This is a genomic window from Mycobacterium decipiens, from assembly GCF_963853665.1.
GTDB classification, from domain to species: Bacteria; Actinomycetota; Actinomycetes; order Mycobacteriales; family Mycobacteriaceae; genus Mycobacterium; species Mycobacterium decipiens.
In genome coordinates this window covers 2,060,760-2,073,641 of record NZ_OY970459.1, presented here as the reverse complement: position 1 = coordinate 2,073,641, position 12,882 = coordinate 2,060,760, and the positions used below count along the sequence as shown (strand labels likewise).

At 60.6% G+C, this 12,882-nt stretch carries 3 protein-coding genes and 1 pseudogene; 3 read left to right on the top strand and 1 reads right to left on the bottom strand.

The features are described 5' to 3' along the window. Nucleotides 1–915 precede the first annotated feature (915 nt). On the bottom strand, nucleotides 916–2,196 hold the full coding sequence (locus AADZ55_RS09445) for an integrase catalytic domain-containing protein (protein ID WP_242670385.1): 1,281 nt from the start codon (nucleotides 2,194–2,196) through the stop codon (nucleotides 916–918). Between the two features lie 310 nt (nucleotides 2,197–2,506). Here AADZ55_RS09445 and AADZ55_RS23535 point away from each other — a divergent pair. From AADZ55_RS23535 to AADZ55_RS09430, 3 genes and pseudogenes are all read left to right on the top strand, one after another. Continuing rightward, nucleotides 2,507–3,619, top strand: a pseudogene (locus tag AADZ55_RS23535) (polyketide synthase); the annotation flags it as partial. Then, complete coding sequence (locus AADZ55_RS09435) at nucleotides 3,611–12,043, top strand: type I polyketide synthase (RefSeq protein ID WP_423202394.1); 8,433 nt, start codon at nucleotides 3,611–3,613, stop codon at nucleotides 12,041–12,043. The pseudogene AADZ55_RS23535 and the gene AADZ55_RS09435, both read left to right, overlap by 9 nt. A 205-nt stretch (nucleotides 12,044–12,248) precedes the next feature. After that, complete coding sequence (locus tag AADZ55_RS09430) at nucleotides 12,249–12,881, top strand: class I SAM-dependent methyltransferase (RefSeq protein ID WP_085327384.1); 633 nt, start codon at nucleotides 12,249–12,251, stop codon at nucleotides 12,879–12,881. The last annotated feature ends 1 nt before the right edge of the window (nucleotide 12,882 follow it).

Here is a 12,882-nt window from a genome sequence, read left to right as displayed (position 1 = left end):
AAGCTTCGTTTAGCCGCCGCACTCCTCCCGCCGAACCCGGCTCACTCAGGGTGCGCCTCGCCGGCCAAAGCCAAAGAGGCGCCAGACCGTTACTCTCGCCAACCCTGAGCCCAGCCGTCAACCAAGGCTCCGTTGGAAGCTTTTGGCGTGAGCACCCAAACCTTGTATCCAGGTTGACATCCGCTGAGCAGATAATTGAGTATTCAACCATTTGTGCGGGAATATCGTAACACGGCCGGGTACCTGGAGACGCAGCCAAAACCTGCTCAATTCGGCGGGTCAAGTGACACCACAGCTTTCGTTCCAGCTCATGTCAAACCCGGCGACCAGTGCCGATCACCAGGCACTGGATCGGCGATCGGAGCAGATCACCGATTCGCTTCAACAACAAGCCGGTCCGACCCACGGACCAGACCGCCGCAGCCATGGTCCAACATCCACGCCCCCATCGACATGGCCAACAGCCATCATAGGAGCGCAATCATGCAGTCTAGGCGACATTTCCGTCGCTGATTGGCCGCCACATCCCGTACAACAACTTGCGAATGTGGCCGATGAAGCCGCGCTGACCACGTTTCATCACGCGGGCTGGCAACGATGAGATCGCTTCGGCGGCGCAGCTGACTCCCCGCGTTGCCGACAAAGAACTCCGTAATGCATCACGTCAAGATGCCCGCGAAATCGGATCCATGCATCACGTAAGGAATGCCCGCGAAGTTGCGGGGTGGGGCCGCGTCGGGTTGTCGGGCGGGTGTTTGGGCTGCCCGGCCGTATTGCCTGCGCAGGGGGCGCGCAGAGGCGCGCGGGTCAAGGGGGTGAAGGCCATCGCGAAAGCATCGTGAAGCGGCGCGCCCGTAGGAGTCCGGCGCGGCCCCAGCCCGGCCTGCCAGCCACAGCGGGGGCAAGCGCTGGGGGTCAGCTGGCGGTCTTGTTCTGGATGCGGATGCCGGCCCTGACCTCGGGCAGGGCAGTGGGCATGGCAGCGAGGTAGAGCTGTTCGGTCTTGTCCTTGGCGAGCCTGAGCAGGACGCTTTGCAGGTCGGTGATTTGGCGGGCGATCGCGGCCGGGTTGAGGCTGTCCCGGTAGGCCAGCAGCTCTGATTGTTGGGCTGGCGAGAGAATCCCGGCTGCCAGCGGCCGATCCAGCGGGGTCATGGGCTGGTCGTAGAGGCGGCGGTGTTGACCGTCGCGGCCCGAGCCGTAGCCGATGGGTTTGATGGTCGGGGTGAGGTAGTTGAGCCGGTCGTTGACCAGCTTCCAGAGTCGGTTGAGCACCGTGCGTTCCTCGTCGGTGTCGTAGCGGTAGTAGAACCCGTAGCGGCGGACGAGGTGGTTGTTCTTGGATTCGATGGTGGCTTGGTCGTTCTTCTTGTACGGCCGGGAGCGGGTGAAGAAGATCTCCATCTGTCCGGCCCACTTGATGACGGCCTTATTAAGGAACTCTGTGCCGTTATCGAAATCCAAACCGGTTACCTCATAAGGTATTTCATCTACCGCCGTCTTCAGCGCGCCGAGGATGTGGGTGTGGGCGTTGTTGCGCACGGTGCGGGTGAAGACCCAGCCGATACGGACATCGGTGAGATTGAGGGTGCGGGCGAACTCGCCTTTGAGGGTCGGCCCGCAGTGCGCGACGGTGTCGCCTTCGAAGAACCCCGCAGACGCCTCGACCTCATCGGTTGCCTTACGGATCTTCACCGAGGACCGCAGCAACGGGGATGCCTTGGTGACCGATTTGCCGGTGATCTGGTCGCGAGCCTTGGCCGGACGCAGGTAGCGGTCGATCGTGGCGCTGCTCATCGCCAACAGCTCGGCACGCACCTCGGGGCAGTAGCGGTCCTGGCCTGCCACCAGCTCACCGTGGCGTTGCAGAGCATCCAGTTGAAGGGCCATCGAAGCGGCCAGGTACCCCCCGCACTGCCCGCCCGAGGCCGCCCAGACCTTCTGCAGCACCTTCAACGCGTCGTAGGAATACTTCGGCTTGCGCTGCCGGCGAGGACGTTTGGCGACCTGACGGCCCGGCCCGGGCGGCCGGGCCGCGGCCCTCAACCGGCGCCGGGCATTGTCACGCGACCAGCCGGTGACCGCCACCACCTGATCCAGAATCCGCCCCTTCTCCGCCTTCGAGGCCTTCGCGTACGCCTCGGCGAACTTCGCGGTGATCTCGGCACGAGACGACATCGACAGCCCACTTCCCATGCCCGCTTAGGATCACCGTTTCGCGGGCATTCCTACGTGATGCACCGAGGGCGCTTCGCGGGCATTTTTCGTGATGCTTGTCGAACTCATGCGATACGGATCTTTTCGCGCTATAATGGCTGCGGCTTCGCCTATATCGTGTGCAAGCTGGGGGTCGACCGGCAAACTCAACGTAGCGATGCTCACCCACCAGAACATGATGTCGCAATGGACGCCCACGGCGAGATCGCTCGCGCGGACATATTGGACGGAAACGCTGGTAGATCTGACCTCGGATAGGCAATATTGACATGAATGAGCAACAAGCACTGTGACGGATCGCAGCCGAGTCGCCATTGTCGGGTTGTCGTGCTGCGTGGCGGGAGCTTCCAATACCACTGAATTCTGGACGCTTCTGAATCAGGGACGCAGCAGCGTTACCGGCGACATGACATATCAACGCCTGAGTTCAAGTTCATTCATTCAGTCGGATCATCCCAGCGGCTTGAAGTACGGTGCATATCTTGAGGATGCGTTTGGTTTTGATGCGCCGTTTTTCGGAATTTCCGATGACGAAGCCGAGAACATGGATCCGCAACAACGGCTGGCCCTTGAACTGGCTTGGACCGCCCTGGAGGACGCGGGCATTGTTCCTCACGAAATCGCTGGTACGGCAGTGGGTTTGTTTATCGGCGCGATGCGCGATGACTTCAACTCTTTAATGTCGGGCCGCAGCTCTGCGCCGACCGCACGGACCACGCTAGGATCGCTTCGGTCTGTTATTTCCGGAAGAATATCGCATTTTTTCGGGTTCTCGGGCCCAAGCTTGGTTATCGATACTGGGCAATCGTCGTCATTGGTAGCCATCGCTTTGGCGATGGCGAGCCTACAGAAGGGCGAGTGCGACCTGGCAATAGCTGGTGGGGTGCATCTCAATCTTGATCCCTATGCAGGGAGATCCATTTCCGAATTGGGTGTGCTTTCCCCTGACGGAATGTGCCGCCCATTCGATCAACACGCTAATGGGTATGTTCGCGGCGAGGGAGGCGGCTTTGTTGCGCTTAAAAGCGTGGCTAATGCATTGGAGTCCGGCGACCGGGTGTATTGCGAAATTCGAGGAGGTGCAGTAATCAATGACGGCACACGTCCAGCGCTAGCTACACCCGATGCAGATGGTCACAAACGTTTATTCGATGCCGCATTGGCGGACGCCGGGGTAGAGCCCGATACGGTCGATTATGTCGAAACACATGGATCCGGCACACCGGTTGGAGACATAGCCGAAGCGCTTTCGATAGCTTCGGCATATTGCAGCCACCGTTCGGAGGTCGCTCCCCTTACGCTTGGTAGTGTAAAGGCCAACGTCGGACACCTTGAGGCTGCCGCTGGGGTTATTGGCATTATCAAAGTCGCTCTGGCGCTAAGACATGGCTTATTGCCTGCGACCCTAAATTTCGTTTCCCCGAACGCCGCCCTAGCGCCCCACCAGTCCACTCTGCGGGTGCTTACTGAAGCGGTGGCTTGGCCGGTGACGGATCATCCCCGTACCGCGGCGGTTTCGTCGTTTGGGATCAGTGGCACTAATGCTCATCTGATCGTGCAGCAAGCCCCTAGTTCACCTGCTGCATTCGCGTCGGGTGGTGATGCATCGGTGGGTATGCCACCGCTGTTGGTGTGGGCGATCTCAGCGCGCAGCCCACGGGCCCTTTGCGCCCAGGCCCAGCGGTTACATGAGCACCTGATCAGCCATCCCGATGTGGATTTGACCGACGTGGCCTACAGTTTGGCCACTACCCGCAGTCACCATCCTTACCGCGCGGTCATCACTAGTCACCGCGGCACCGAGAATGCCCGTGATCACTTGCTCGAGGTCCTGCAGGCGCTGGGGGCCGATCAACCCCACCCACAGCTGACCAGCCACCACCATCTACCCCACCTCGCGGGCAAAATCGTGTTCGTTTTTCCAGGCCAGGGCGCGCAATACCCCGGCATGGTCGCACAGCTTTACGACAACCATCACGTGTTTGCTGCGGCCCTAGACGAGTGCGATCAGGCGCTGCGGCCTTGGACAGGCTGGTCGGTGCGTGATGTTGTTTGTCAGGATCCGGGTGCGCCACGGCTAGACCGCGCCGACGTGGTCCAACCGGTGTTATTTGCGGTGATGGTCTCGTTGGCCAAAACACTAGGCAGCTACGGGATCGTGCCCGATATGGTGATCGGGCATTCCCAGGGAGAAATCGCTGCCGCCTATGTCGCTGGGGTGTTTTGTCTGGCCGATGCCGCCAAAATTGTGGCGCTGCGCAGTGCGGCGCTGGCGCGGTTGTCAGGTGCTGGCGCAATGGCTTCGGTGTTGCTGCCCGCCCATCAACTGCGCTCACGATTGCAGCGTTACGGTGATGCGTTGAGCATCGCCGCGGTCAATGGCCCCTCACACACCATCATCAGCGGCCAGCCATCCGCGGTGGAACAATTCAGCGCCGCCTGTGATCAGGACGGTATCCATACCCGGCGTGTGGCTGTCGATTACGCCTCGCACTCCAGCCAGGTTGAGCAGCTGCGTGAACACCTCCTGGACGAACTGGCCGGCTTGACCCCCAACCCGGCGCAGATGCAGCTGTATTCCACGGTGCACAGCGCACTATCGGATCAGCCGCTGGACACCACCGTGATGAACGCCGACTACTGGTACCGCAACCTGCGTGAGCCGGTCAGACTCCATGACAGTGTCGAGCATCTGCTGGCTACCGGTGAGCACACTTTTGTGGAGCTATCCCCGCACCCGGTGCTAGCCCCACCAATCGCCGACACGTTGGCTCGCACTTCTGGTCGGACCCAGTCGGCGGTGATCACCACCTTGCACCGCGACCATCCCGACCTAGACATGCTGGCCGGCACAATCGCCCAGCTGCACGCCCATGGCCATAGCCCCTCCTGGCAAAGTCTGTATCCCCACGCGCAAGCCGTCGCTTTGCCCACCTACCCCTTCCAACACCGTTCCTATTGGCTGGCCCCCACCCCAACCGCTGATATCGGCCTCCCCGGGGAAGAGGTGTTGTGGAACGCCATCGAAGACGATGCGGTCGACACCGTGGCGAAGGTGTTAAAGATCAGCGACGCCAAAGACCTAACACTAGAACCGGTCGTGCACGCCCTGCGGCAATGGCGTAAAGACCTCGGAGTTCGCTCGATGATTAACGGATTGCGTTATCGAGTCGGCTGGCAAACTATCACCCCGAATACCTTTCCACGGACCCGCCAACGATTGCTCGTTTTAGCATTTCCTGAACAGGCCGACGACAATGCCTGGATCGCCAGTTTGTCGGCACAATACACCGACAACCTAGAAGTGCTCGCTATCGATCCGAGCGACTTCGACAAAAACTCCCTGACGGCGCTTTTGTCTGACACAGTTGCACGCACCGGTTGTGAGGGCATCGTTTCGTTCATGGCACTAGCACAGCGACCCCACCCCGGTCTTTCAGGGATATCTACAGGCCTCATAGCGACCTTGCGCGTTGGGCAAGCCTATGGCGATTCCGGTCTTGACGTGCCGTTGTGGGTTCTCACCCAAGGCGGGGTTGCCACATCCCCAGACGAAAACAGTACTGTCAGTCCGAGCCAGGCCGCTGTGTGGGGGTTAGGGCAATCCATCTGTATTGAGTACCCCGACCGGTGGGGAGGGCTCATCGATCTTCCTGACATAGCGACTGCCCGCAATGTTGAGCATCTGCACAAGATACTGACCTGCCCGCAATCAGAAGATCAACTCGCAATACGCCAACACGGCATTAGTGCTCGACGCTTATACGAGGCGCCGTTGCCGCTAGATCGACTAGATCGTGCAACTACGTGGACAACATCGGGCACCGCTTTAGTCACCGGCGCCACCGGTCGATTAGGCAAGCACGTTGCTCGATGGCTAGCCGAAGCTGGGGCCAGCCACCTCATATTGTTGAGCCGCCACGCCGCCCAAAGCCCGCAAACTGCAGAACTCGAACAGCAACTCGACGCCATTGGCGTTGGAGCAACATTGGTATCGGTCGACGTGACCGATCGTGAAGCCCTAGCAACCGTTCTTGCCGACACCCGCAACCAACACGGCCCCATCAAAACGGTAGTTCATGCCGCAGCAACCATCGGATGGCACACCATATCTGAAATAACCACAGAAGAGTTCTGCCAGGACTACGCCAAAGCGGTGGGGGCCGACAACCTGACAGAACTGCTCGACGACGAACCGCCAGCGACATTCATCCTGTTCTCCTCGGCCGCAGGGGTCTGGGGCGGGGCCCAACAAGGCGCCTACGCAGCAGCCAACGCCCATATCGATGCACTCGCATCACAATTGCGAGCCAACAAGCACACGACAGCTATATCCGTGGCCTTCGGGCTTTGGGCAGACCACGCAGGAATGCCCGACGAAGCCCTCAACTCCTTCCAACGCATCGGAATCAAAGCCCTTTCCCCCGAAACCGCACTGGCCGCACTGCAGCAATCGCTTGAAACAAACGACACCCTCATTACGATCGCTGACGTCTCCTGGAACCAATTCCTACCCGCATTCACCGCCCGCCGCGCACACCCATTACTAACGGAATTGGCCTCGGCGCACGCACCAACAACCACCAACACCACAAAAAACGCCCACTCCGAGGCATTCACCGCGCGGCTAACCACCCAGACCGCTGATCAACAACTCCGCACCCTCACCGACCTAGTCACCAGAACCACCGCAACCGTTCTAGCCCACCCCGACCCAACCACCCTGGACACCGATCGCCCCTTCAAAGACCTAGGTATCGACTCCCTAAGCGCCGTCGAACTACGCAACACCCTAGCCCGACACACCGGCCTGACCCTGGCCCCCACCCTGGCCTTTGACCACCCCACCCCCGCCACCCTTGCCCGTCATCTAGTCAGTGCATTTAGCCTCACCACCACACCCACGACACTCGTTACCGCCGCGGCAGGTGTTGACGAGCCGGTGGCGGTGGTAGGTATGGCGTGCCGGTTTCCTGGTGGTGTTGTATCACCGGCGTCGTTATGGGATGTGGTTAGCAGCAAAACCGATGCGGTGGGTCGGTTTCCAGATGATCGTGGGTGGGATTTGGGCACATTGTTTGACCCTAATCCGGACGCTGTAGGCAAAACGTACACATGCTCTGGCGCGTTCCTGGCGGGGGCTGCCGACTTCGACGCGGAATTTTTCGGGATCTCCCAACGCGAGGCCCAAGCCATGGATCCTCAACAGCGGGTGTTTTTGGAGCTGTGCTGGGAGGCTTTGGAGACCGCTGGGATCGACCCGGTGGGGTTGGCTGGCTCGGATACCGGAGTGTTTGCCGGCGCATGGTCGCAGCCCTACGGAGCTAGCAACTCACACCGAGCCGAAGGCCACACGTTGACCGGTGTTGCCACCAGCGTGGTTTCAGGTCGGGTCGCTTATCTCCTGGGCTTACAGGGCCCAGCGATCACGGTGGATACCGCGTGTTCGTCATCCTTGGTGACCACTCATTTGGCGTGTCAGTCGTTACGAAACGGTGAATCCAGCCTTGCGTTGGCCGGAGGGGTCACCATTATGACCACGCCAGCTGCGTTTATCGAGTTCGCCCGCCAGCGCGGGTTGGCAGTCGATGGCCGGTGCAAAGCGTTCGCCGCGGCTGCCGATGGCACCGGATGGGGGGAAGGCGCGGCGGTGGTGGTGCTCGAGCGGCTTAGTCATGCTCGGCGCAACCATCATCCTGTATTGGCAGTCATTGCTGGCTCGGCGATTAATCAAGACGGCGCATCCAACGGGTTGACCGCTCCCAACGGGCCCGCCCAGCAGCGGGTTATCTGCCAAGCAGCAGCCAACGCAGGTATCAGTCTTGAGCACGTCGATGTGGTCGAGGCCCATGGTACCGGCACCACACTGGGGGATCCGATCGAAGCCGGTGCGGTGATCGCCACCTACGGCGCGCACCATACCCGTGAACATCCCGTGTGGCTGGGATCGATCAAGTCCAACCTGGGTCATACCCAAGCCGCGGCCGGGATTGCTGGGCTGATCAAAATGATTCAGTCCATCATCCATGGCATATTGCCTGCGACCTTGCATGTGGATCGGCCCAGCCCGCATATCGACTGGTCGGCTGGCACGGTTCGGGTGCTTACTGAAGCGGTGGCTTGGCCGGTGACGGATCATCCCCGTACCGCGGCGGTTTCGTCGTTTGGGATCAGTGGCACTAATGCTCATCTGATCGTGCAGCAAGCCCCTAGTTCACCTGCTGCATTCGCGTCGGGTGGTGATGCATCGGTGGGTATGCCACCGCTGTTGGTGTGGGCGATCTCAGCGCGCAGCCCACGGGCCCTTTGCGCCCAGGCCCAGCGGTTACATGAGCACCTGATCAGCCATCCCGATGTGGATTTGACCGACGTGGCCTACAGTTTGGCCACTACCCGCAGTCACCATCCTTACCGCGCGGTCATCACTAGTCACCGCGGCACCGAGAATGCCCGTGATCACTTGCTCGAGGTCCTGCAGGCGCTGGGGGCCGATCAACCCCACCCACAGCTGACCAGCCACCACCATCTACCCCACCTCGCGGGCAAAATCGTGTTCGTTTTTCCAGGCCAGGGCGCGCAATACCCCGGCATGGTCGCACAGCTTTACGACAACCATCACGTGTTTGCTGCGGCCCTAGACGAGTGCGATCAGGCGCTGCGGCCTTGGACAGGCTGGTCGGTGCGTGATGTTATTTGTCAGGATCCGGGTGCGCCACGGCTAGACCGCGCCGACGTGGTCCAACCGGTGTTATTTGCGGTGATGGTCTCGTTGGCCAAAACACTAGGCAGCTACGGGATCGTGCCCGATATGGTGATCGGGCATTCCCAGGGAGAAATCGCTGCCGCCTATGTCGCTGGGGTGTTTTGTCTGGCCGATGCCGCCAAAATTGTGGCGCTGCGCAGTGCGGCGCTGGCGCGGTTGTCAGGTGCTGGCGCAATGGCTTCGGTGTTGCTGCCCGCCCATCAACTGCGCTCACGATTGCAGCGTTACGGTGATGCGTTGAGCATCGCCGCGGTCAATGGCCCCTCACACACCATCATCAGCGGCCAGCCATCCGCGGTGGAACAATTCAGCGCCGCCTGTGATCAGGACGGTATCCATACCCGGCGTGTGGCTGTCGATTACGCCTCGCACTCCAGCCAGGTTGAGCAGCTGCGTGAACACCTCCTGGACGAACTGGCCGGCTTGACCCCCAACCCGGCGCAGATGCAGCTGTATTCCACGGTGCACAGCGCACTATCGGATCAGCCGCTGGACACCACCGTGATGAACGCCGACTACTGGTACCGCAACCTGCGTGAGCCGGTCAGACTCCATGACAGTGTCGAGCATCTGCTGGCTACCGGTGAGCACACTTTTGTGGAGCTATCCCCGCACCCGGTGCTAGCCCCACCAATCGCCGACACGTTGGCTCGCACTTCTGGTCGGACCCAGTCGGCGGTGATCACCACCTTGCACCGCGACCATCCCGACCTAGACATGCTGGCCGGCACAATCGCCCAGCTGCACGCCCATGGCCATAGCCCCTCCTGGCAAAGTCTGTATCCCCACGCGCAAGCCGTCGCTTTGCCCACCTACCCCTTCCAACACCGTTCCTATTGGCTGGCCCCCACCCCAACCGCTGATATCGGCCTCCCCGGGGAAGAGGTGTTGTGGAACGCCATCGAAGACGATGCGGTCGACACCGTGGCGAAGGTGTTAAAGATCAGCGACGCCAAAGACCTAACACTAGAACCGGTCGTGCACGCCCTGCGGCAATGGCGTAAAGACCTCGGAGTTCGCTCGATGATTAACGGATTGCGTTATCGAGTCGGCTGGCAAACTATCACCCCGAATACCTTTCCACGGACCCGCCAACGATTGCTCGTTTTAGCATTTCCTGAACAGGCCGACGACAATGCCTGGATCGCCAGTTTGTCGGCACAATACACCGACAACCTAGAAGTGCTCGCTATCGATCCGAGCGACTTCGACAAAAACTCCCTGACGGCGCTTTTGTCTGACACAGTTGCACGCACCGGTTGTGAGGACATCGTTTCGTTCATGGCACTAGCACAGCGACCCCACCCCGGTCTTTCAGGGATATCTACAGGCCTCATAGCGACCTTGCGCGTTGGGCAAGCCTATGGCGATTCCGGTCTTGACGTGCCGTTGTGGGTTCTCACCCAAGGCGGGGTTGCCACATCCCCAGACGAAAACAGTACTGTCAGTCCGAGCCAGGCCGCTGTGTGGGGGTTAGGGCAATCCATCTGTATTGAGTACCCCGACCGGTGGGGAGGGCTCATCGATCTTCCTGACATAGCGACTGCCCGCAATGTTGAGCATCTGCACAAGATACTGACCTGCCCGCAATCAGAAGATCAACTCGCAATACGCCAACACGGCATTAGTGCTCGACGCTTATACGAGGCGCCGTTGCCGCTAGATCGACTAGATCGTGCAACTACGTGGACAACATCGGGCACCGCTTTAGTCACCGGCGCCACCGGTCGATTAGGCAAGCACGTTGCTCGATGGCTAGCCGAAGCTGGGGCCAGCCACCTCATATTGTTGAGCCGCCACGCCGCCCAAAGCCCGCAAACTGCAGAACTCGAACAGCAACTCGACGCCATTGGCGTTGGAGCAACATTGGTATCGGTCGACGTGACCGATCGTGAAGCCCTAGCAACCGTTCTTGCCGACACCCGCAACCAACACGGCCCCATCAAAACGGTAGTTCATGCCGCAGCAACCATCGGATGGCACACCATATCTGAAATAACCACAGAAGAGTTCTGCCAGGACTACGCCAAAGCGGTGGGGGCCGACAACCTGACAGAACTGCTCGACGACGAACCGCCAGCGACATTCATCCTGTTCTCCTCGGCCGCAGGGGTCTGGGGCGGGGCCCAACAAGGCGCCTACGCAGCAGCCAACGCCCATATCGATGCACTCGCATCACAATTGCGAGCCAACAAGCACACGACAGCGATATCCGTGGCCTTCGGGCTTTGGGCAGACCACGCAGGAATGCCCGACGAAGCCCTCAACTCCTTCCAACGCATCGGAATCAAAGCCCTTTCCCCCGAAACCGCACTGGCCGCACTGCAGCAATCGCTTGAAACAAACGACACCCTCATTACGATCGCTGACGTCTCCTGGAACCAATTCCTACCCGCATTCACCGCCCGCCGCGCACACCCATTACTAACGGAATTGGCCTCGGCGCACGCACCAACAACCACCAACACCACAAAAAACGCCCACTCCGAGGCATTCACCGCACGGCTAACCACCCAGACCGCTGATCAACAACTCCGCACCCTCACCGACCTAGTCACCAGAACCACCGCAACCGTTCTAGCCCACCCCGACCCAACCACCCTGGACACCGATCGCCCCTTCAAAGACCTAGGTATCGACTCCCTAAGCGCCGTCGAACTACGCAACACCCTAGCCCGACACACCGGCCTGACCCTGGCCCCCACCCTGGCCTTTGACCACCCCACCCCCGCCACCCTTGCCCACTACTTGGGCCACCGACTCGGCGTCGCCGACCATCCCAAGTCTGATGATCAGCAACCAGGGCTTGCCAGATCTGACGACGAAAGGGTGCGATCCACCCTAAAAACGATCGCGGTCAGCGATCTTCGAGATGCAGGTCTGCTAGAGGAACTGTTGCTCTTGGCTCGTAGCGGAACGAAGCAAAAACGTGATCGAACAGATGGTGATGCCGAAGAAAGGCCCCGACAAACTGACCAAATAGACCTTGAACGCATTATCGATTCTTCGAGCCCCGAAGAGCTAATGGCAATGGTGCACAGACCCGATGAAGGGGTGGTTTGATACAGCCCCCGCCTCGCTGCGAATCTCTGTTCCGACGTGTTCCCCAAGCTCACTGTTGATACCGGATTCGTCGAAGGCTGGTCCCCTTCGGCGAGTAGTGTGATCGCAGCACACCCGCCCGGGATGCAGCCGGGCAAACGTGACTACCCTGGCGAAAGTGACAAGCTCGAGCTCCTCCGCAGAATCCGCCGGCTTTCCCGCCCACCTGCAGCGCCTCGATTTCGACGCCCTCTACCGCGGAGAAAGCCCAGGTGGAGGCCTCCCGCCGGTGACGACCCCACCCTGGGATACCAAGGCGCCCAAGGACAATGTGGTCACCTGGCAGAGCAACGGCTGGGTACACGGCGATGTTCTCGACATCGGCTGCGGGCTTGGCGACAACGCGATCTATCTCGCCGCCAACGGACACAACGTGACCGGGCTGGACATTGCACCGACCGCGCTAAGAACCGCCGAACGGCGGGCCAAGGACGCCGGGGTGGAGGTGAAGTTCGCGGTGGCCGACTCCACCAGGCTCGACGGCTACACCGCCGCATTCGACACGGTCATCGACAGCGGGATGTTCCACTGCCTCAACGATGACGGCAAGCGCAGGTACGCCGCCGCGGTGCACCGGGCCACCCGACCCGGCGCCACCCTGTTGCTCAGCTGCTTCTCCGACGCGAATCCACCCGACGACGAATGGCCGCGGCCGTCGGTGTCCGAACAGACGCTGCGCGACGTCCTCGGCGGCGCGGGCTGGGGCATCACATCGCTGGAGCCCGCCACGGTGCGCCGCGAACTGGACGGCATCGAAGTCGAGATGGCGTTCTGGTATGTCCGAGCCCAGCGGCGCTGAA